The sequence below is a fragment of the Pseudomonas sp. PDM26 genome, from assembly GCF_019219185.1.
In the GTDB taxonomy this organism is placed as follows: Bacteria; Pseudomonadota; Gammaproteobacteria; order Pseudomonadales; family Pseudomonadaceae; genus Aquipseudomonas.
The window spans coordinates 78585-100305 of record NZ_JAHUWC010000018.1 but is presented as its reverse complement, the minus strand read 5'-3'; the positions used below and the strand labels follow the sequence as shown (position 1 = coordinate 100305).

The following is a 21721-nucleotide window of genomic DNA, read 5'->3' as shown; positions in this document are numbered from 1 at the left end:
AACTCTAAAATCCCAGGCTGGATAGCAAATCGTCCACATCGTCCTGACCGGACACAACGTCTTCTCTTTTATCGGCATGAATCTGCGGACCTTCACCCTGAGAGAGATGTTTTTGCGGATCTTTTTCAGCAAGCATCGCCTCACGGTCATGTTCGATGCCCGCAAAGCGGTCCACCTGACTGGCCATCAGCACGAGCTTGAGCAGGTTGCTTTCGACTTCGGTGACCAACTGGGTCACTCGCTTGATCACTTGCCCCGTGAGGTCCTGGTAATCCTGGGCGAGCAGGATGTCGTTGAGGTTGCCCGACACCGCGCGATTGTCCGTGTAGCTGCGCGCGAGGAAGCCCTCGACCCGCCGGGCCAGTTCACGAAACTCTTCGGCGCCGACTTCGCGACGCATGAAGCGCCCCCAGTCCGCGCTCAAGGCCTGGGCTTCATCCGCCAGGCCATTGACCAGCGGCGTGGCATTTTCCACCAGGTCCATGGTGCGGTTGGCCGCGGCCTCGGTCAGCTTGACCACATAGCCCAGACGCTCGGTGGCGTCGGTGATCTGAGACACTTCTTCGGCTTGCGGCATGTGCGGGTCAATCTGGAAATTGACGATCGCGCTATGCAGTTCGCGAGTGAGCTTGCCCACTTCCTGATACAGGCCGCGGTCACGGGTCTGGTTGAGCTCATGGATCAATTGCACCGCGTCGCCGAACTTGCCTTTTTCAAGGCTCTCGACCAATTCGACGGCGTGTTTTTTCAGGGTCGACTCAAAGTCGCCCAATGAAGTTTCGTTATTGCCCATAGCTCCCCCGTGGCGCACTCATCAACCGATGCGTTCGAAAATCTTCTCGATTTTTTCTTTCAACGCCTGGGCCGTGAAGGGTTTGACCACATAGCCGTTAACGCCGGCCTGGGCCGCTTCGATGATCTGCTCACGCTTGGCTTCAGCGGTCACCATCAGCACCGGCAGGTGCTTGAGCTTTTCATCGGCACGCACGTGGCGCAGCAGATCGATACCGGTCATGCCAGGCATGTTCCAGTCCGTTACCAGAAAGTCGATGCTTCCGCTGTTGAGCACCGGAATGGCGGTAGTGCCATCGTCGGCCTCGACGGTGTTGGTGAACCCAAGGTCACGCAGCAGGTTCTTGATGATCCGCCGCATCGTTGAGAAGTCATCAACGATGAGGATTTTCATGTTCTTGTCCAATTCGACCTCCAAGCAGTCTTAAACGCGCCCAGCACCTGGGCGCGCCATTTCAATCAATCCGGCAAAGCACTCAATGACTGTCTGGAGCACAACAGATCGAAACCGGCGCAGTTCAATACCACACCGGCCTCGTTCACAGTGTCCCCCACACTGCCTTCAGCGCGCTCGCCACTCCCCCAAACGCCCCCGCAAACGGGCTGCGCACTGGCTGTGTAACTGGCTGACCCGAGATTCGCTGACCCCCAGGACCTCACCGATTTCCTTGAGGTTCAACTCTTCGTCGTAGTACAGCGCCAACACCAGTCGCTCACGCTCCGGCAAATTGGCAATCGCCTCCGCCAGCGCAGCCTGGAAGCGTTCATCTTCCAGATCGCGTGACGGCTCGATATGAGCACTCGCGCCATCCTCGTGCAGCCCTTCGTGTTCGCCGTCCTGCAACAGATCGTCGAAACTGAATAACCGGCTGCCCAGGGTGTCGTTCAAAATTCCGTAGTAATCATCGAGACTCAATTGGAGTTCGGCCGCAACTTCGTGATCTTTAGCATCACGGCCGGTTTTCGCTTCAATCGAGCGAATGGCGTCGCTGACCATGCGCGTATTGCGGTGAACCGAACGTGGCGCCCAGTCCCCCTTGCGCACTTCATCGAGCATGGCGCCGCGGATTCGAATGCCCGCGTACGTCTCGAAACTGGCGCCTTTGCTGGCGTCATATTTGGTCGACACTTCAAGCAGGCCGATCATCCCGGCCTGGATCAGGTCTTCGACCTGGACGCTGGCCGGCAGGCGCGCCAGCAAGTGGTAGGCAATGCGTTTAACCAGCGGCGCGTAACGCTCGATCAGCTCGTACTGCGCATCACGCGCCGATTTTTTGTAGAGGTAGTAACCGCTTGCTGTCATAGAACCGGTCCTGCTGTCTGCTGCACGAGGCGCTCGACGAAAAATTCCAGGTGCCCACGGGGGTTGGCAGGCAGTGGCCAGGTATCGACCTTCTGCGCGATGGCCTTGAACGCCAGCGAGCACTTGGAACGCGGGAAGGCCTCGTAGACGGCACGCTGTTTCTGCACGGCCTTGCGCACGCTTTCGTCGTAGGGCACCGCGCCGACGTATTGCAGGGCGACGTCGAGGAAGCGATCCGTGACCTTGGTCAACTTGGCGAACAGGTTGCGTCCTTCCTGCGGGCTCTGGGCCATGTTGGCCAGGACGCGGAAGCGGTTCATGCCGTAGTCGCGATTGAGCAACTTGATCAAGGCGTAGGCATCGGTAATCGAGGTCGGTTCGTCGCACACCACCAGCAGCACTTCCTGGGCTGCGCGAACGAAACTGACGACCGAGTCACCAATGCCCGCCGCGGTGTCGATCACCAATACGTCGAGGTTGTCGCCGATATCACTGAAGGCCTGGATCAGGCCGGCGTGTTGCGCGGGGCTCAGATGCACCATGCTCTGAGTGCCGGATGCGGCCGGAACGATACGGATGCCGCCTGGTCCCTGCAGCAGTACATCGCGCAGTTCGCAGCGGCCCTCGATCACGTCGGCCAGGGTACGTTTGGGTGTCAGGCCCAGCAGAACGTCAACGTTCGCCAGTCCCAGGTCGGCGTCCAACAGCATGACGCGCCGGCCAAGCTCAGCCAAAGCCAGGGACAAGTTCACTGACACGTTAGTTTTCCCGACGCCACCTTTGCCGCCGGTCACCGCGATCACCTGTACGGGATGCATGCTGCCCATGTTATTTCTTTACCTTGTCTTGCATAGACGGAGGCCACATTACTGGCTGCGCGTTCACAATCGGAACAATGCATGGCAGACCATCGATGTAGGTACAAAAACTGTTCATTACTACCTTAGCCAACCTGCTTGGTTTGGCTGTGGTAAATATCAGCGAACATGTCAGCCATGGCTTCTTCGCTGGGTTCTTCCTGCATTTGCACGCTGACGGCGCGACTGACCAACTGATGACGACGCGGCAGATGGAGATCATCCGGAATCCGCGGGCCATCGGTCAGGTAGGCCACGGGTAACTCATGACTGATGGCCAGGCTCAACACCTCGCCCAGACTAGCCGTCTCATCCAGTTTAGTCAGGATGCAGCCAGCGAGCCCACAACGCTTGTAACTGTGATAAGCGGCGGTTAGAACCTGTTTCTGGCTGGTGGTTGCCAGGACCAGATAATTTTTTGAGCGAATGCCACGACTGGCCAGACTTTCGAGCTGCATGCGCAGGGCCGGGTCGCTGGCCTGCAGGCCTGCGGTATCGATCAACACCACGCGCTTTCGCAGCAAGGGTTCCAGCGCCTGCACCAGGGACTGGCCCGGGTCGACGTGAGTCACCGACACGTTGAGAATGCGCCCCAGGGTCTTGAGCTGCTCCTGGGCACCGATGCGGAAGCTGTCCATGCTCACCAGCGCAATGTTCTGCGCGCCGTACTTGAGCACGTAACGGGCCGCCAGTTTGGCCAGGGTGGTGGTCTTGCCCATGCCGGCAGGGCCGACCATGGCGATCACACCGCCCTCCTCCAGCGGCTCGACTTCGGGGGTCGCGATCATGCGCGCCAGGTGCGCCAGCAACATGCGCCAGGCCTGACGAGGTTCTTCGATCTCGCTGATCAGCGCCAGCAGGTCGCGCGACAGCGGGCCAGACAGGCCAATGCGTTGCAGGCGACGCCAGAGGTTGGCCTGGTCCGGATGGCTGCCTTGCAGCTGATTCCACGCCAGGGACCCGAGTTGTACTTCCATGAGTTCGCGCAGGCTGTTGAGCTCGAATCGCATCGAGTCGAACGCCCGCGGGTCCATGCCACCGGACGCTGGCGCAGCGGCTGGTGCGGGGCGACGGGGCTCGGCATAAGTCGGCTCGATCAGCGGCTCGGCGGCGGTCAACGGCAAGCCGGCGAACAACTGACGGTTGGTGCTCTGGTCGCTCTCGCCATCGCTACGCAGGCTCAATTCGGCCTGGGCGTTGACGATCCGCGACTGCGTCTTGCGCAACTCGTCTTCGAGCTCCATGTTCGGAACCCGTGGCGCCAGCGCCGACAACTTGTAATCCAGCGCAGCCGTCAGCTCGACACCTCCGGCGATCCGACGGTTGCCAATGATGGCGGCATCAGCGCCCAGCTCATCGCGAACCAGCTTCATGGCCTGACGCATATCGGCGGCGAAAAAACGCTTAACTTGCATAAACCACTACCTCAGCCGTTGGGCCCTACTGTCGCAACGATGGTCACTTGCTTGTTGTCAGGGATTTCCTGGTAAGCCAACACGTGCAAACCCGGGACTGCGAGCCGGCCAAATCGCGAGAGCATTGCGCGAACCGGACCGGCCACCAGCAGAATCACCGGCTGACCTTGCATCTCCTGGCGCTGCGCCGCGTCGATCAGCGAGCGTTGCAGCTTCTCAGCCATGCTTGGCTCCAGCAGAACGCCTTCTTCCGAGCCTTGTCCGGCCTTTTGCAGACTATTGAGCAATATCTGTTCCAACCTTGGCTCCAGCGTGATCACTGGCAGCTCTGACTCAGTGCCTACAATGCTTTGCACGATTGCACGGGATACGCCAACCCGCACGGCAGCCACCAGAGCGGCGGTATCTTGACTCTTGGCGGCATTGTTGGCGATGGCCTCGGCAATGCTGCGGATGTCGCGTACCGGCACTTGCTCGGCCAACAGCGCTTGCAGCACCTTGAGCAGCTGCGACAGCGAAACCACGCCCGGCACCAGTTCCTCGGCCAGTTTCGGCGAGCTTTTGGCCAGCAATTGCATGAGCTGCTGCACTTCTTCGTGACCGATCAGTTCACTGGAATGCTTGTAAAGAATCTGGTTCAGGTGGGTAGCCACTACGGTACTGGCATCGACCACCGTATAACCGAGCGATTGCGCCTGGGCGCGCTGGCTGATTTCAATCCAGACCGCCTCCAGGCCGAAAGCCGGATCTTTGGCGGTAATGCCGTTGAGCGTGCCGTAGACCTGCCCCGGGTTGATCGCCAGCTCGCGATCCGGGTAAATCTCCGCTTCAGCCAGGATCACCCCCATGAGGGTCAGGCGATAGGCACTCGGCGCCAGGTCGAGGTTGTCGCGGATATGCACGGTCGGCATCAGGAAGCCCAGATCCTGGGACAGCTTCTTGCGCACACCCTTGATCCGCGCCAGCAACTGGCCGCCCTGGTTGCGGTCCACCAACGGAATCAGGCGATAACCCACTTCCAGGCCGATCATGTCGATGGGTGTCACGTCATCCCAGCCAAGCTCCTTGGTTTCCTGGGCGCGGGCCGGCGACGGCAGCAACTCCTGCTGGCGCTTGACCTCTTGCAGGGCCTGCACCTTGGCGACGTTCTGCTTTTTCCAGAACAGGTAAGCGCCGCCGGCCGCCAGGGCCGCCATGCTCAGGAACGAGAAGTGCGGCATGCCGGGCACCAGGCCCATGACCGCCATCAAGCCTGCGGCCACCGCCAGCGCCTTGGGCGAGGCGAACATCTGGCGATTGATTTGCTTGCCCATGTCTTCCGAACCGGAAGCACGGGTCACCATTATCGCGGCGGCTGTCGATAACAACAGTGATGGCAATTGCGCCACCAAACCGTCACCGATGGTCAACAGCGCGTACACCTTGCCGGCGTCGGCAAAGGTCATGTTGTGCTGGAAGATGCCGACCGCCATGCCACCAATCAGGTTGATGAACAGAATCAGCAGGCCAGCAATGGCGTCCCCCCGGACGAATTTGCTGGCACCGTCCATCGAGCCGTAGAACTCGGCTTCCTGGGCGACTTCCGAGCGGCGGGCCTTGGCCTGGGCCTGATCGATCAGGCCGGCATTGAGGTCGGCGTCGATCGCCATTTGCTTGCCGGGCATCGCATCGAGGGTGAAACGCGCGCTCACCTCGGAAATGCGCCCCGCACCCTTGGTCACCACGACGAAGTTGATGATCATCAAGATCGCGAAGACCACGATACCGACCACGTAATTACCGCCGATCACCACCTCGCCGAACGCCTGGATCACCTTGCCGGCCGCCGCATGACCGTCCTGGCCGTGCAGCATCACCACACGCGTGGAGGCCACGTTCAACGCCAGGCGCAACAGCGTCGCCACCAGCAGAATGGTCGGGAACACCGCGAAATCCAGCGGCCGCAAGGCGTAGACGCACACCAGCAGCACGACGATGGACAGGGCAATGTTGAAGGTGAAGAACACGTCGAGCAGGAACGGCGGCACCGGCAACATCATCATCGCCAGCATGACCAGCAGCAACAGCGGCACGCCCAGATTGCCTCGACTGAGGTCGGCAATGTTGCTGCGGGCACTGTTGATTAACTGAGAGCGATCCACCGGTTTTCCCCGTTCCTTTAAAGCAATCTTTTGACGCCTGAAGCGGGCGTAGGGCGGCTACTGCAAGAAGCTTTCCAACTTTTGCAGAGGGAGAAATAGAGAGTTTTTTCAGGGGGATATGTATTGCTGGACTGACGCCTTCGCTGGCAAGCCAGCTCCTACAGGGTTATCGCCAAACCTGTAGGAGCTGGCTTGCCAGCGAAGGGGCCATCAGCGACAGCGCGAAACTCAGGAATCGCGGCGCAAATCCGGCGGAATCGGCAGGTCATCCTTGAGCGGATCCGGTCGTTTACCCTTGCCCGCCCGGTACTGGCGGATCTGGTAGACGTAGGCCAGCACCTGCGCGACCGCCAGATACAGCCCGCCGGGAATTTCCTGCTCAAGCTCGGTGGAGTAGTAGATCGACCGCGCCAGCGCCGGTGACTCCAGCAGCAGGATCTCGTTGGCCGCCGCGATCTCACGAATCTTCAGGGCCAGGAAGTCGCTACCCTTGGCCAGCAATACCGGCGCATTGCCTTTTTCCGGGTCGTACTTGAGGGCCACGGCATAGTGCGTCGGGTTGGTGATGACCACGTCGGCCTCGGGAATGGCGGCCATCATCCGCCGCTGGGACATCTCGCGCTGCAGCTGTCGAATCCGCTGCTTGACCTCCGGCCGCCCCTCCTGGTCCTTATGCTCGTCGCGCACCTCCTGCTTGGTCATCAGCAGTTTCTTGTGGCTTTCCCAGAGCTGCACCGGCACGTCCACCACAGCGATCAGAATCAGCCCGCACGCCATCCACAAGGTGCTCCAGCCCACCACTTGCAGGCTGTGAATGATCGCCATGTCCAAGGGCTCATGGGCGATGCGCAGCAGGTCATCGATGTCCGATGACAACACCGCCAGCGCCACGAACAGAATGATGACGAACTTGGCCAGGGCCTTGAGCAGTTCGATCAGCGACTTGGTCGAGAACATGCGCTTGAGGCCTGGACCGGGGTTCAAGCGGCTGAATTTGGGCGCCATGGAACTCGCCGCGAACAGCCAGCCACCCAGGGAGATCGGACCGATGATGGCGGCCAGCACCAAGGTGATCATCACCGGCTGGATCGACCACAGGGCAATTTGCCCCGAACGCATCATGTAGGTGGCCATGTAGCGCTGATCAAGGATCACTTCCCGCGGCAGCGAGAAGTTGATGCGCATCAGCTCCATCATGTCCTGCGCCATGGCGCCGCCAAAAATCAGCAGCGCCGAGGCACCGACCAGCATGATCGCCAGGGTGTTGAGCTCCTTGGACCGGGCTACCTCACCCTTTTCACGGGAGTCCTGCTTGCGCTTCTCCGTGGGGTCTTCTGTTTTGTCCTGACCGCTTTCGCTCTCGGCCATGACTCAGCTCGCCCGTGCCATTTCGCGTAGTAACTGCAGGGCCTCGGAGGCCAGCGGTTGATACTGGTTGAGAATGTCCGCCAGCCCGACCCAGACGATGAACAGCCCTAGCACCAGGATCAGCGGGAAGCCGACAGAGAAAATGTTCAGTTGCGGCGCCGCCCGGGTCATGACGCCAAACGCGATGTTGACCACCAGCAGCGCGGTGATCGCCGGCAGCACCAGCAACAACGCCGAACCGAGCACCCAGCCGAGCTTGCCGGCCAGTTCCCAGTAGTGATTGACCATCAGGCCACTGCCCACCGGCAACGTGGTAAAACTCTCGGTGAGAATCTCGAACACCACCAGATGACCGTTCATGGACAGGAACAGCAGCGTCACCAGCATGGTAAAAAACTGCCCGATCACCGCCGTCGATACGCCGTTGGCCGGGTCGATCATGGAAGCGAAGCCCATGCCCATCTGGATGGCGACGATCTGCCCGGCCACCACAAAGGCCTGGAAGAACAACTGCAAGGAGAACCCCATCACCGCACCAATGAGAATCTGCTCGGCAATCAGTAACAGCCCGCTCAGATCCAGGGCATTCACCGGCGGCATCGGCGGCAGGCCAGGCGCGATGACCACGGTAATGGCCAGCGCGAAATACAGGCGGATGCGCCGCGGCAGCAGGGTCGTGCCGAACACCGGCATGACCATCAGCAAGGAGCCGACACGAAACAGCGGCAACATGAACGTCGCCACCCAGGTGCTGATCTGCGTATCGGTCAGCGCAAGCAGTGACATGGTTTAGCCGATGACCTGAGGAATGCTGCCGTACAACTGCAGGATGTAATCCATGAAGGTCTGCACCATCCATGGACCGCCGACGATCAGCGTCACCAGCATCACCAGCAGGCGCGGCAGGAAGCTCAGGGTCTGTTCGTTGATCTGGGTGGCGGCCTGGAACATCGCCACCAGCAAGCCCACCAGCAAACTTGGAATCACCAGGATCGCCACCATCATGGTGGTCAGCCACAGCGCTTCGCGAAAGATGTCGACCGCAACTTCCGGCGTCATGGCGAGACACCGCCGAAGCTGCTGGCCAGCGTGCCAATGATCAGCGCCCAGCCATCCACCAGCACGAACAACATGATCTTGAACGGCAGGGAAATGATCAGTGGCGAGAGCATCATCATACCCATGGCCATCAATATACTGGCCACGACCAGGTCGATGATCAGGAACGGAATGAAGATCATGAAGCCGATCTGGAACGCCGTTTTCAGCTCGGAGGTCACGAAGGCCGGCACCAGGATGGTCAGCGGCGCCTGATCCGGCGTCGCGATGTCAGTCCGTTTGGACAGGCGCATGAACAGCTCCAGATCGCTGGTGCGGGTCTGGGCGAGCATGAAGTTCTTGATCGGCACCTGCGCCTTGGCGACCGCATCCTGGGCGGTCAGTTTTTCCGCCAGATACGGCTGCAAGGCGTCCTGGTTCACCCGGTCGAACACCGGCGCCATGATGAACAGGGTCAGGAACAACGCCATGCCAGTGAGGATCTGGTTCGACGGTGTCTGCTGCAGGCCCAGGGCCTGGCGCAGGATCGAGAAGACAATGATGATCCGGGTGAAACTGGTCATCAGCATGACAAACGCCGGGATAAAACTCAGCGCGGTCATGATCAGCAGGATTTGCAGGCTGACCGAGTACTCCTGCGCACCCTGTGCATTGGTGCCCAGGGTGATGGCCGGGATCGACAGCGGATCGGCGCCGAATGCCAGTGGCGCGGCCAGCATCAGGGCCAGCGTCAAGACGATGCGTAGCGCACCCATTACTTCTTATCCTTCTGATCTTTACCCAGCATCTCCAACAGGCGCTGGGCAAATTCCGGCGTCGGCTTCTCGGTACTCGGCACTTGCACCGGCTCCTTGAGCACGTGCAGCGCAGCAATGTTGCCGGGGCTCAGGCCCAACAGAATCTGCTCGTTGCCGACCTGCACCAGCATCAGCCGGTCGCGAGGCCCCAGCGCGCGGGTGCCGACAATCTCGATCACCTGCCCCTTGCCGGCCGGACCGGCCTGCTGGACCCGCCGCAGCAACCAGGCGAGGAGAAAGATCAGCCCCAGCACCAGCAGCAAGCCGAACACCAGCTGCGTCAGTTGCCCAGCCACACCACTGCCCACCGCTGGCGCAGCAGCCGTGGCTGCCGTTGCAACCGGTTCGGCCGCCAGCACGCTGAACGGCATCGCCAGCACAAATCCAAGAACCTTTTTCACTCAGCGCAGCTTCTTGATGCGTTCGCTTGGGCTGATCACGTCCGTCAGACGGATGCCGAACTTCTCGTTGACCACCACCACTTCGCCATGGGCGATGAGCGTGCCGTTGACCAGCACGTCCAGCGGCTCACCGGCCAGGCGATCGAGCTCGATCACCGAGCCCTGGTTCAGTTGCAGCAGGTTGCGGATGTTGATGTCGGTGCTGCCCACTTCCATGGAAATCGACACCGGAATATCGAGGATCACGTCCAGGTTCGGGCCTTCAAGGCTGACCGGATCGTTGTTTTTCGGCACGCTGCCGAACTCTTCCATTGGCAGGCGGCTGGACGCGGAGCTGCCGGAATCAGCGGCCAGCAAAGCGTCGATGTCGGCCTGCCCGGCATCGCCGGTTTCTTCCAGGGCCGCAGCCCATTCATCGGCCAGTGCCTGATCGTCCTGGGTGTTCATATTGTCAGTGTCCTCGGCGAGCAAAAATTCAGAATTCGGTTAATCGCGAATGGGTTCGAGCGCCGGTCAACGGCGCTCGATCGGCTCGATCACTTGCAACGCCAGGTTGCCCTTGTGCGAGCCCATCTTGACCTTGAAGGCCGGCACGCCGTTGGCGCGCATGATCATTTCTTCCGGCATGTCGACCGGGATCACATCCCCCGGCTGCATGTGCAGGATGTCGCGCAGGCGCAACTGACGACGGGCCACCGTGGCACCGATCGGCACGTCGACGTCCAGCACGTCCTGGCGCAGGGCGTTGACCCAGCGCTCGTCCTGGTCGTCGAGGTCGGACTGGAAGCCGGCGTCGAGCATTTCGCGCACCGGCTCGATCATCGAGTACGGCATGGTCACGTGCAGGTCGCCGCCACCGCCATCGAGTTCGATATGGAAGGTCGACACCACAATGGCCTCGCTCGGGCCGACGATGTTGGCCATGGCCGGGTTCACTTCCGAGTTGATGTACTCGAAGTTGACTTCCATGATCGCCTGCCAGGCTTCCTTCAAATCGACGAACGCCTGCTCCAGCACCATGCGCACCACTCGCAGTTCGGTCGGCGTGAATTCACGCCCTTCGATCTTGGCGTGCCGGCCGTCACCGCCGAAGAAGTTGTCCACCAGCTTGAACACCAGTTTGGCGTCGAGGATGAACAGCGCGGTGCCGCGTAGGGGCTTGATCTTGACCAGGTTGAGACTGGTCGGCACGTACAGCGAGTGCACGTATTCGCCGAACTTCATCACCTGCACGCCGCCGACCGCCACGTCCGCCGAGCGACGCAGCATGTTGAACATGCTGATGCGGGTATAGCGGGCGAAACGCTCGTTGATCATTTCCAGGGTCGGCATGCGTCCACGGACGATGCGATCCTGGCTGGTCAGGTCATAGCTTTTGACGGTGCCGGGTTCGGCAGCGTTTTCGGTCTGTACCAGACCATCGTCGACGCCATGCAACAGCGCGTCGATCTCATCCTGGGACAGCAGGTCCTGCACGGCCATGTCGTGTTCCTACTGCAGTACGAAATTAGTGAAAAGCAACTGTTCGATCACCACTTTGCCAAGCTCTTTCTGCGCCACTTCCTGGACGCTGGCGGTGGCTTTCTGCCGCAGCATTTCCTGACCGACCGGCGAGGCGAGGGTCGCGAAGTCCTGCCCGGAGAACAGCATGACCAGGTTATTGCGGATCACCGGCATGTGGACCTTGAGGGCATCCAGATCCGCCTGATTGCGCCCAAGCATGGTGATGCTCACCTGCATGTAGCGCTGGCGACCGTTCTGGTTGAAGTTGGCCACGAAGGCCGGCGCCATCGACTCGAAAATCGCTGGCTGCTTGCCGACGGGAGCAGTTTGCGTCTCGGCGGAGGCAGGCTTGCTCTGAGCGCTGTGCATGAAGTACCAGGTCGCCCCCACGGACACACCGATCGCCAGCAGCAGGGCCACCACGATCACGATAATCAGCTTGAGTTTGCCTTTGGTTGCGGGGTCTTTTACTGCTGCGTCGCTCTTCGCCATGCCAATAATCCGTCACTAATCGGGTTTTCACAGTCGCACGGCAAGGCAAGAGCAAGTGTTATGCCATGTAGGAGCGAGCTCGCTCGCGAAGAATTCAAGAGCGCCGCGTTTAGCCAGTAAGCACGCGTTATCGTTAACGATCATCGCGAGCAAGCTCGCTCCTACAGGGGGTTTTGCGTTTGGTCAGGCGTAGTAATCGACCGCGCTGGAGCCGATCACGCGGGTGGTATTGGCAGCCACTTCAGCGATGCCCGGGGTGATGTCGTCATCCATTGAATCGAGGCGACCGCCGCTGGCGCCGGTCCCCCCCCTCTGGCTTTGTCGGGCCTGTTCCTGCCCTTGCTGCGAACCACGGGACTGGTCCGAAACGTTGACATCGACTTGCCCCATGCCCTGCTGCGCGAACATATCGCGCAAGCGATGGACCTGGCCATCCAGCGCCTCACGGACACCCGGATGCGCGCTCATGAACGTGACCTGGGTCTGTTGATCGGGAACCATGTTCACCCGAATGTCCAGCCGCCCGAGTTCAGCGGGCTGCAACTGGATGTCCGCGGCCTTGAGATTGGCGCTGGACAGGTACATGACCCGGTTCACCACCTCTTCGGTCCACCCGCTCTGATGCATGGCGAACGGCTGGTTCACCGGCAAGGCATCAGCGGTCTTTGGCGTGGCTGCCTGGGTCAGCGCGGCCAGACGGTTGGCGAAATCATCGACACGGGTGTCGCTGCTGGCGGACTTGAGGTCCTTCAGGCCGTCATCGATCAAGCCACTGAAAGCCTTGCCGTCGCCCTGACCGGTGCTGTTCTTGTCGCCCTGAACTTCCACCAGGGTCGCCATGCCGGCGGCAAAGTTTTGCGCCGGTGTCAGCTCACCGTCAGCCTGGGCTTGTGCCTGAGTCGGTGCCGCCTTGGGCTGCGCCTGGCTGGAAGCCGAAACGTGACCGCTCTGCTCCATGGCCAGGCGCACCGCCGGCAATGCATCGAGAGGATCGGTAGAGGGATCGAAATCGCCGTCGGTAGTGGCCAGCGCAGGAACGCTTGCAGCCGTAGCCGCGGCGGCAACCGGCGCATCAACGGCAGGTTGCACGGTGTCGGCCACGGCGGGTGCTACCGACGCCGGCACGACTGGCTGAAGGACTGGCAGCCATGAAGGATCAAGCGCCGGATCGAGCGGTGCGGTATCGACGACCAGCGTCTGGTCGGCATCTGACGCATCATCGTCGGCAGTATTGCCATCAGCCTGCACCGGCGTGTCGGAAGGCAAGGATTTGCCGCCATCGGCAACCACCGGTTCCCCGGCGGCAGACTGGTCGTTGCCAGCGTCTTTTTCTCCGGCGACATCGGCGCTTTTTTCGCGACTCGGCTTGACCGAGGTATCCGCCGACGCATTGGGCTTGCTCTGGGCCTGATTGGCATAGACATGAGCGAAGCTTGCGGCCTTGTCCCCGGGCTCAGCGGTCTGCGCCGGAGGATTGGCGCAGGCAGCTTGAGTCTTGGCCTGCCTGGAGGCCTGAAGCAGAATATTGGGGGTAACGGGCATGAAACGGTCTCCGCTGCACGGGCTCGTAAGTACAGTTGGACGAGTTAAATGCAAAGGTCGAGCCAGACTCACTCGAAGGAGACCAAATGAAGCGCAGACTCAGATTTTCGCAGTGCAACGCTGTCGTTCAGCTTCGTAAAGAGGCCGGATACCGGCGAATTCGTGGTCGATTTCGCGGACTAGTTCCTGAACGGCGGCCCATGGCGAACTTCTGGCCTGCTGTTCAAGCTGATGGCAAAGTTCGCTCAGCTTGACTGCACCCATATTGCTGCTGCTGCCTTTGAAGCTATGAGCGGTTGCAACGAGCAGTGCAACACTGTCAGCCGTTCGCAAAATGCTCAGGCGCTCCTCGGAGTCCGCAAGAAAGATACCCAGCAAATCCGCATAGCCCTCTTCCATCACTTCCTGCAATGTACTCAGCACGTCGCGATCCACATGCTTGTCGTTTTTGTCGTTCATTTGCTCACTCCTTGATCAAGAATGCGCGGATTACTGCGCAGCCTTCCAGATAAACTCCACATGTGCACTTCGACCATCGTCGGTCCAGCGGGCATTACGCCCCAACTGACGGATCAGACTGACCCCACGTCCCGACAGGCGGATGTCATCCACAGGTCTTTTCATCACCCGCTCGACATCGAAACCCTTGCCGCTGTCTTCGATGTGAATGGCCAGGCAACCGCCGTCGTCTGTTGGCGTCACCTGCAAATGCAACCGTACATAGCCTTCCTGAAGTTCGTCCAGACGGGTATTACGCTGCTGATAATAACGCGCAAAACCCGATGCATCGCGCTTGAGGCTCGAGTCCAGCCCCAGCACGCCATGCTCCAGCGCATTGGAATAGAGTTCCGCCAGCACACTGTAGAGCGCACCGCTCTGGCCCCGCAGACCATGCACCTCAAGCAGCAACTGCAACAGATAGGGCAACGGATTGAAGCGCTTGAGCGTGGCGGCGCGAAATTCGAAACTCACCGACCAGTCCAGCGGGCAGGACTGGCCGCTGTCGGAGTAGACCAACGCCGGCGGCGTGATCTGCGCCGGCTCCAGCAGGCTGATTTCGACCATGCTGACATCGTCGCGCGCTTCACCGCCGAACTGTCGCAGCGCATGCTCGATCTCTTCGAACAGCGCATCCGGCTGGCGATTGGCGGCAAACACCTGCTGCAATCGCTGCACGCCAAACAACTGTTCATTGGCGTCGCAAGTGTCGATCACCCCATCGGACAGGAGAAACACCCGATCCCCGAGCACCATGGGAAACACCTCGGTACGCTCATCGAAGGATTCCGGGCTCAGCACCCCCAAAGGCAGGTGCCGCGCCGCCAGCGGCGTTCGCTCGCCACTGGCAACACGATGCAGGTAACCGTCGGGCATGCCGCCGTTCCAGACTTCCACCGAACGACGTTGAAAACTCAGGCACAGCAACGTGGCGCAGCAGAACATGTCCACCGGCAGAATGCGCTTGAGCTTGGCATTCATCTCGCGCAGGATTTCCGCCAGGCCATAGCCCTTGGCGGTCATTCCGTAGAAGACTTCGGCCAGGGGCATGGCACCCACCGCCGCCGGCAGACCGTGGCCGGTGAAGTCGCCCAGCAGTACGTGCATGTCTCCGGCCGGGGTGAACGCGGCCAGCAGCAGGTCGCCGTTGAACAGCGCATAGGGTGATTGCAGATAACGGATATTCGCAGCGGCATTCAGGCAGCCGGAGTGCGCCACCTTGTCGAATACAGCCTTGGCCACGCGCTGTTCGTTGAGCAGGTAGTCGTGGTGCCGGGCGATCTGGTCACGCTGCTGCAGCACGGTGTCCTGCAAGCGCCGCAAGCGATCCATCGCCTTGATCTTGGCAGCGAGAATCACCTGGTTGTAGGGCTTTGCCAGAAAGTCGTCACCGCCGACTTCCAGGCAACGGGCCAGGGCTTCGCTTTCAGACAAGGAGGTGAGGAAGATGATCGGCACCAGGGTTTCCCCGGCCAGCTCCTTGATCTGCCGGGCTGCCTCGAAGCCGTCCATCACCGGCATCATCGCGTCCATCAACACCAGGTGCGGTTGTTGCAGGCGAAACACGTCGACCGCTTCGGCGCCGTTGGCCGCCGTCAGCACTTCGTGCCCCAGGCGGCGCAGGATGCTCGACAGCAACAGGCGATCGGCGGCGCTGTCCTCGGCAATCAGGATCGTCAGCGGCTCCAGTGGCTGCATGGCAATCAACTGATGTCGAACAGCTTGTCGAAGTTGGAGATGGCGAGGATTTTGCGCACGTCGGTACAGCTGTTGACGACGCGCACATCGGATTCGTCTCCACCGGAGTGGTCGCGCAACAGTAGCAGCATGCCCAACGCAGAGCTGTCGAGGTAGGTTGCATCTTTGAGATCCACTATGATGGACTCGGGTTTTTTGTTGAGTCGCTCATAGGACTGACGAAATTCCTGATGCTTGGTGAAATCGAATCGTCCTTTGACCGATATCGTCAACTTTTGCCCATCAGGGGACACTTCGGTAACGACTGACATGTCATGGCTTCCTTGTCATTGGGGAACTTGCTGGTACAAGGTGTAGCATTTGGTAAAGGTTGGAGCAAGGCATCACGACAAGAGCAAAAGATCGCAGCCTGCGTAGGAGCTGCCGCAGGCTGCGATCTTTTCAGTACGCATCCTGACGCGGCAAGCGCTGGGACAACTCATCCAGCAGTTTCTGTTCGCGCCGGTCTTCAAGCGCCCGCGCCTCATCGGCATAGCGCTGAACCAGCTTGCGCAAGCCTTCGACCCGGGCAAACGCCTGCTGCCAGGTGTCCCGGGCCTTGTTCAGGTTGTTCTGATGCCAGGCCAGGCTTTGCCGCTGCTGGTCGATGGCCGTGCCCAATTGCGCAAGAAAGCCCTGATAGCCGAGCAACCATTGGCCCGAGACGCCGCCGCTGCCGCGTACGATCCATTGTTCCTGATAGTCGAGACGGAAGGCTTCAAGGTCGGCGAGTTTGCTTTCGGCCAGGCGAACCTGCCCTTGAAAGTGCCCCAGGCGCTGGACCGCGGTTTTCTCCGCCTTCTCGGCCATTTCCACCACCGGCGCCAACCTTCCCGCCCGACTCTGAGCCATGACCGCTTAACCGCCTGCCGCGGGCGCGAAGATCGAGGCCAGATACGCCTCGCTTTCGCCCAGGCTGATGCTGTCGTTAAGGCCCTGGCGCAGGTATTTGACCAATTGCGGTTGCAGGGAAATCGCCAGGTCGGTCTCGCGATCTCCGCCGGCGACATAGGCGCCAACACTGATCAGGTCGCGACTCTGCTGATAACGCGACCACAACTGCTTGAAATACTGCGCACGGGCCATGTGTTCCGGCGACACCACCGCCGGCATCACCCGGCTGATGGACGCTTCGATATCGATGGCCGGGTAATGCCCCTCTTCGGCCAGGCGCCGGGACAGCACGATGTGCCCGTCGAGCACGCCCCGTGCCGAGTCAGCAATCGGGTCCTGCTGGTCATCGCCTTCGGACAGCACGGTGTAGAACGCGGTGATCGAACCACCGCCCTTCTCCGCGTTGCCGGCCCGCTCCACCAGTTTCGGCAGTTTGGCGAACACCGACGGCGGATAGCCCTTGGTCGCTGGCGGCTCGCCGATGGCCAGGGCGATTTCCCGCTGGGCCTGGGCGAAACGGGTCAGGGAGTCCATCAGCAACAGGACATTCTTGCCCTTGTCGCGGAAATACTCGGCGATGCGCGTGCAATACATCGCCGCGCGCAGACGCATCAGCGGCGCATCGTCCGCCGGGGACGCCACCACCACCGAACGCTTGAGCCCTTCCTCACCGAGGATATGCTCGATGAATTCTTTAACTTCACGACCCCGCTCACCGATCAGCCCGACGACGATGATGTCGGCCTCGGTGAAGCGGGTCATCATGCCCAACAGGACGGATTTACCGACGCCAGTACCGGCGAACAGGCCGAGGCGCTGACCGCGACCGACCGTCAACATGCCGTTGATGCAGCGAATGCCCACATCCAGCGGCTCGCTGATCGGTTCGCGCTTGAGCGGGTTGATGGTCGGGCCATCCATCGGCACCCAGTCTTCGGCCTTCATCCCCCCCTTGCCATCCAGGGCACGACCGGCGCCATCGAGCACCCGCCCAAGCATGCTCATGCCCATGGGCAGACGCCCCGTGTCGGATAGGGGAACGACACGCGCGCCGGGGGCAATACCGGCGACGCTGCCGACCGGCATCAGAAAGACCTTGCTGCCGGAGAAGCCCATCACTTCGGCTTCAACCTGTACCGGGTGATAGCTGTCGTCGTTGATGACCATGCAGCGGCTGCCCATGGCGGCGCGCAGGCCTTCGGCCTCGAGGGTCAGGCCGACCATGCGCAGCAAGCGGCCCTCAAGGATCGGAGCGCCGGCAAGCGTAGTCGCCTCGGCGTAACTGCCCATGCGCCTGGCGAAGCTGGTGCGCTCAAGGCGCATCAGGCACATCCGCTTCTGGCGCGGCAGCAGGCTTGCTGTCGACCGGTAGTTCCAGGCTCAAGTCCGGTGCGGCCGGGTGCAAGGACTGTTCGTGCAACTGGTCGAACAGCTTGTCCATCACCCGCGCGACACGGGTTTCGACTGTGGCGTCGATACGGCTGTGTTCGGTCTCGACCCGGCAACCGCCGGGCAACAACGACTCATCCTCGACGATGCGCCAGGTCTCTTCATGGCGTTCGCGCAGGGCTTTGACCTGTTCGAAATCCTGCGGATTGATGTACAGCCGCACATTGCCCACGCCCAGCGGCAAGAGCTTTAGAGCCTCGCGCATGACGTGTTCGATTTGCGTAGAGTCGATGGCCAGTTCGCGCTGAATTACCTGTTTGGTGATGTGCTGCACGAGGTCGACCAGCGACTTTTCAATCTGGGTGTCCTGCTCGGCGATGGGCTCGAACAAGTGCGCCATCAACTGTTCCAGCCCGGCAAGCTTCGGCGCCAGCGCCTGTTCGGCTTCCTGACGAACCTTGAGCGTGGTGCTGTGAAAACCTTCTTTTTCGCCCACGGCAAAGCCTTCGTTGTAGGCTTCCTGGCGAATGCTTTCGAGCTCTTCGAGGGTCAGCGGCTGGACTTCCTCCAGCGGCACTTCCTCCATTTCCGGCGGCTCGGGTTCCGGCGTTGGTTCCGGCTCGGGTTCCGGCGGGTCGAAGCTGGGCAGCGCCCAGGACTCGAAGCCACTGACATCCCTGGCCCGGATCAGGTCAGTAGGCGCTTCATCATGCTTGGCCATGGTGTTAGATCATTTCCTCGCCGCCCTTGCCGCCGAGAACGATTTCTCCGGCTTCGGCCATACGGCGGGCGATGGTGAGGATTTCCTTCTGCGCGGTTTCCACGTCGCTGACGCGTACCGGGCCCTTGGCTTCCAGGTCGTCGCGCAGCAGTTCGGCGGCACGCTTGGACATGTTCTTGAAGATCTTCTCCTTGACGCCTTCGTCCGACCCCTTGAGGGCCAACACCAGCACGTCGGAGGACACCTCGCGGAGCAGCGCCTGGATCCCGCGGTCGTCGACATCGGCCAGGTTGTTGAACACGAACATGAGGTCTTCGATCTGACCCGACAGGTCTTCGTCGACTTCGCGGATCGAGTCCATGAGCTGGCCTTCGATGGAGCTGTCGAGGAAGTTCATGATGTCCGCCGCACGCTTGATGCCACCCAGAGTGGTGCGCGAGGCATTCGAGTTACCGGAGAACTGCTTCTCGAGAATCTGGTTGAGTTCCTTCAGGGCCGCTGGCTGTACGGTGTTCAGCGAGGAAACCCGCAGGATGATGTCCAGTCGCACCTTGTGGTCGAAGTTGCCGAGCACTTCACCGGCCTGGTCCGGATCGAGGTACGCCACCACGATTGCCTGGATCTGCGGGTGCTCATAACGGATCACGTCGGCGACGGCGCGCGGCTCCATCCACTTCAGGCTGTCGAGGCCGCTGGTGTTGCCACCGAGCAGGATGCGATCGATCAGGCCGTTGGCCTTGTCTTCGCCCAGGGCCTGGGTGAGCATCTTGCGCACATAGTCGTCGGAGCCGACGCCCAGGCTGGTCTGGTCGCCGACGATATCGACGAACTCGCTCATCACCTGCTCGACCTGCTCGCGGTGCACATTACCCATCTGGGCCATGGCCACGCCTACGCGCTGAACCTCTTTGGGGCCCATGTGGCGCAGCACCTGGGCAGCGTCGGTGGAGCCCAGGGACAGCAACAGGATTGCGGCTTTGTCGACCTTGGACAGTTTGGCGGCAACGGCTCGGTTATCACTCATCTGCGTTAATCCACTCTTTCACGACCTGGGCCACACGACCCGGATCTTCTGCCACCAGACTCTTGATTGCGTTCAACTGAGCGTCATAGCCTTCGCTCGGGCTCGGCAGCAGGATGCTGGTCGGACCACCGAGGCTGACACGGTCGTTGGCCAGTTCGCCATCCAGACCGCCAATGCCACCCAACTCGACATCGCTACCCAAGCCAACAAGCTGCTTGCCCTTGCCGCCACCGGTGATGTTGTTGAGCACCGGACGCAGCACACCGAACACCAGCACCAGAATGAACAGCACACCCAGCACTTGCTTGACGATGTCCCAGAACCACGGCTGGGAGTAGAACGGAATTTCGGCAATCGCTTCACCGCGCTCGGCGGAGAACGGCATGTTGATCACACTGACACTGTCACCACGGCTGGCATCGAAGCCGACCGCGTCCTGAACCAGACGCGTGAAGCGCGCCAATTCATCGGCGCTCCATGGCGCCCGGGTGGTTTCGCCGCTGGCCGGGTTGATCTTGACCTGATCATCGACCACCACCGACACCGACAGGCGATTCAATCGGCCCTGTTGCTGCCTGGTATGGCTGATGGAACGGTCGAGCTCGAAGTTCCTGGTCGATTGCTGACGCTTGTCCGCCGGGTACGGTGCGAGCATCGGCTGACCGGTGGCCGGGTCCATGATCTGCTGGCCGTTGGCATCGATCAGCGGCTGGCCTGGCTGCACCATGCCGGCCGACGCAGTGGCGCCACCGGTGGTTTGCGGCGCAGAGGCCGGCGACGGTGGCTGGTTGCTCAAGGCACCCGGCACACCTTGCGGACCGTTGCTGGCGGTACGCTGTTCGTTGACCGACTGCTCGCTGCGCAGGGCCGGCTGGTCCGGATTGAACTGCTCGGAAGTCGACTCGACGGCACTGAAGTCCACGTCGGCCGAGACTTCAGCTTTGTAACGGTCGTTGCCCAGCACTGGCTGCAGGATGTTGTGCACGCGCTGGGTAAGCATGCTTTCCATGCGACGGCTGTAGTCGAACTGCTTGCCGGCCATGGTCAGTTCGGAGTTTTCCGCCTGATCCGAGAGCAGGTTGCCCTTCTGGTCGACCACGGTGATCTGCGACTTGCTGAGTTCGGGAACGCTGGTCGCCACCAGGTTGATGATGGCCACGACCTGGCCTGGCTCCAGGGAGCGACCGGAATACAGTTCAACCAGAACCGAAGCGCTCGGCTTACGCTCGTCGCGCACGAACACCGAACTTTTCGGGATCGCCAGGTGCACGCGGGCCCCCTTGACGTTGTTCAGGCTGGAAATGGTCCGGGCCAGTTCGCCTTCGAGGCCACGACGATAGCGGGTCGCTTCCATGAACTGGCTGGTGCCCAGTCCCTGCTCCTTGTCGAGGATTTCAAAACCGATGTTGCCGTCGCTGGGAGTGACACCAGCGCCCGCGAGCTTGAGCCGCGCACGAGACAGGTCATCGGCCTTGACCAGCAAGGCACCGGAATTGGGTTCGACGGTGTAGGGAATGTCGGCTGCGGCCAGGGTATCCATGACCTGCTTGGCGTCCATGCCGGCAAGGCTGCCGTACAGAGGCCGGTAGTCCGGCTGCTGGGACCACAATACCACGGCAAAACCAATCGCCACGCTCGCCGCCAGGCCGACCAACAGGCCCACCTGACGCAACATGGTCATCTCGGAGAGGTTTTCCAGGAAGGACAACCCGAACAGCGGCGGCTTGCCGTCTATTGGAGTGACCTTGGCCGGAACATTATCGGCGACTGCTTCTGCCATGACTCAAT

Annotated in this window: 23 protein-coding genes; all 23 read right to left on the bottom strand. The window is 61.0% G+C overall.

Annotated elements, in window-relative coordinates:
• Positions 1-4 precede the first annotated feature (4 nt).
• The 23 genes from KW849_RS28115 to fliF all read right to left on the bottom strand — a co-directional run bounded on the left by KW849_RS28115 (position 5) and on the right by fliF (position 21713).
• Positions 5-793, bottom strand: coding sequence for a protein phosphatase CheZ (locus KW849_RS28115; protein WP_218432717.1), 789 nt, complete (start codon positions 791-793; stop codon positions 5-7).
• Between the two features lie 21 nt (positions 794-814).
• Positions 815-1186, bottom strand: a complete 372-nt coding sequence (locus tag KW849_RS28110) for a chemotaxis response regulator CheY (protein ID WP_003183998.1) — start codon at positions 1184-1186, stop codon at positions 815-817.
• Positions 1187-1354: 168 nt separating this feature from the next.
• A complete protein-coding gene (gene fliA, locus KW849_RS28105; RefSeq protein ID WP_218432715.1) occupies positions 1355-2095 on the bottom strand; it encodes an RNA polymerase sigma factor FliA in 741 nt (246 codons plus the stop codon).
• Positions 2092-2922 carry a flagellar synthesis regulator FleN gene (gene fleN, locus KW849_RS28100; RefSeq protein ID WP_008001746.1) on the bottom strand — a complete coding sequence of 277 codons (831 nt, stop codon included), beginning with the start codon at positions 2920-2922 and terminating at the stop codon, positions 2092-2094. The genes fliA and fleN overlap by 4 nt, the downstream gene beginning before the upstream one ends.
• 116 nt (positions 2923-3038) lie before the next feature.
• Entirely contained in the window at positions 3039-4367 is a 1329-nt protein-coding gene (flhF, locus tag KW849_RS28095) for a flagellar biosynthesis protein FlhF (RefSeq protein ID WP_218432713.1), read from the bottom strand.
• A gap of 11 nt (positions 4368-4378) precedes the next feature.
• On the bottom strand, positions 4379-6508 hold the full coding sequence (gene flhA, locus KW849_RS28090) for a flagellar biosynthesis protein FlhA (protein WP_218432711.1): 2130 nt from the start codon (positions 6506-6508) through the stop codon (positions 4379-4381).
• A gap of 228 nt (positions 6509-6736) precedes the next feature.
• Positions 6737-7876 (bottom strand): flagellar biosynthesis protein FlhB, encoded by a 1140-nt coding sequence (gene flhB, locus KW849_RS28085; protein WP_218432709.1) that lies wholly within the window; start codon positions 7874-7876, stop codon positions 6737-6739.
• A 3-nt stretch (positions 7877-7879) separates the two neighbouring features.
• Positions 7880-8662 carry a flagellar biosynthetic protein FliR gene (fliR, locus tag KW849_RS28080; RefSeq protein WP_218432707.1) on the bottom strand — a complete coding sequence of 261 codons (783 nt, stop codon included), beginning with the start codon at positions 8660-8662 and terminating at the stop codon, positions 7880-7882.
• Between the two features lie 3 nt (positions 8663-8665).
• Positions 8666-8935, bottom strand: coding sequence for a flagellar biosynthesis protein FliQ (fliQ, locus tag KW849_RS28075; protein ID WP_007983364.1), 270 nt, complete (start codon positions 8933-8935; stop codon positions 8666-8668).
• Complete coding sequence (gene fliP / locus KW849_RS28070; protein WP_218432705.1) at positions 8932-9690, bottom strand: flagellar type III secretion system pore protein FliP; 759 nt, start codon at positions 9688-9690, stop codon at positions 8932-8934. Before fliP ends, fliQ begins: the two co-directional genes overlap by 4 nt.
• Positions 9690-10133: a flagellar biosynthetic protein FliO gene (fliO, locus tag KW849_RS28065; RefSeq protein WP_218432703.1), complete on the bottom strand. Its 444-nt coding sequence runs from the start codon at positions 10131-10133 to the stop codon at positions 9690-9692. Before fliO ends, fliP begins: the two co-directional genes overlap by 1 nt.
• Complete coding sequence (gene fliN, locus KW849_RS28060; RefSeq protein ID WP_218432701.1) at positions 10134-10580, bottom strand: flagellar motor switch protein FliN; 447 nt, start codon at positions 10578-10580, stop codon at positions 10134-10136.
• A 66-nt stretch (positions 10581-10646) separates the two neighbouring features.
• A complete protein-coding gene (gene fliM / locus KW849_RS28055; RefSeq protein ID WP_103394738.1) occupies positions 10647-11615 on the bottom strand; it encodes a flagellar motor switch protein FliM in 969 nt (322 codons plus the stop codon).
• 9 nt (positions 11616-11624) lie between these two features.
• On the bottom strand, positions 11625-12128 hold the full coding sequence (gene fliL, locus KW849_RS28050) for a flagellar basal body-associated protein FliL (protein ID WP_218432699.1): 504 nt from the start codon (positions 12126-12128) through the stop codon (positions 11625-11627).
• A 183-nt stretch (positions 12129-12311) separates the two neighbouring features.
• Complete coding sequence (locus KW849_RS28045) at positions 12312-13670, bottom strand: flagellar hook-length control protein FliK (RefSeq protein WP_218432697.1); 1359 nt, start codon at positions 13668-13670, stop codon at positions 12312-12314.
• Between the two features lie 99 nt (positions 13671-13769).
• Complete coding sequence (locus tag KW849_RS28040) at positions 13770-14129, bottom strand: Hpt domain-containing protein (RefSeq protein ID WP_108218648.1); 360 nt, start codon at positions 14127-14129, stop codon at positions 13770-13772.
• A gap of 30 nt (positions 14130-14159) precedes the next feature.
• Positions 14160-15866 (bottom strand): fused response regulator/phosphatase, encoded by a 1707-nt coding sequence (locus tag KW849_RS28035; RefSeq protein WP_218432695.1) that lies wholly within the window; start codon positions 15864-15866, stop codon positions 14160-14162.
• A gap of 5 nt (positions 15867-15871) precedes the next feature.
• A complete protein-coding gene (locus tag KW849_RS28030) occupies positions 15872-16177 on the bottom strand; it encodes an STAS domain-containing protein (protein ID WP_218432693.1) in 306 nt (101 codons plus the stop codon).
• Between the two features lie 130 nt (positions 16178-16307).
• Entirely contained in the window at positions 16308-16757 is a 450-nt protein-coding gene (gene fliJ, locus KW849_RS28025; protein WP_218432692.1) for a flagellar export protein FliJ, read from the bottom strand.
• A 6-nt stretch (positions 16758-16763) separates the two neighbouring features.
• Positions 16764-18122, bottom strand: coding sequence for a flagellar protein export ATPase FliI (gene fliI / locus KW849_RS28020; RefSeq protein ID WP_218432690.1), 1359 nt, complete (start codon positions 18120-18122; stop codon positions 16764-16766).
• On the bottom strand, positions 18112-18909 hold the full coding sequence (gene fliH, locus KW849_RS28015; protein WP_218432688.1) for a flagellar assembly protein FliH: 798 nt from the start codon (positions 18907-18909) through the stop codon (positions 18112-18114). Before fliH ends, fliI begins: the two co-directional genes overlap by 11 nt.
• 4 nt (positions 18910-18913) lie before the next feature.
• Positions 18914-19933, bottom strand: coding sequence for a flagellar motor switch protein FliG (gene fliG, locus KW849_RS28010; protein ID WP_007983391.1), 1020 nt, complete (start codon positions 19931-19933; stop codon positions 18914-18916).
• Positions 19926-21713: a flagellar basal-body MS-ring/collar protein FliF gene (fliF, locus tag KW849_RS28005; RefSeq protein WP_218432685.1), complete on the bottom strand. Its 1788-nt coding sequence runs from the start codon at positions 21711-21713 to the stop codon at positions 19926-19928. Before fliF ends, fliG begins: the two co-directional genes overlap by 8 nt.
• Positions 21714-21721 lie beyond the last annotated feature (8 nt).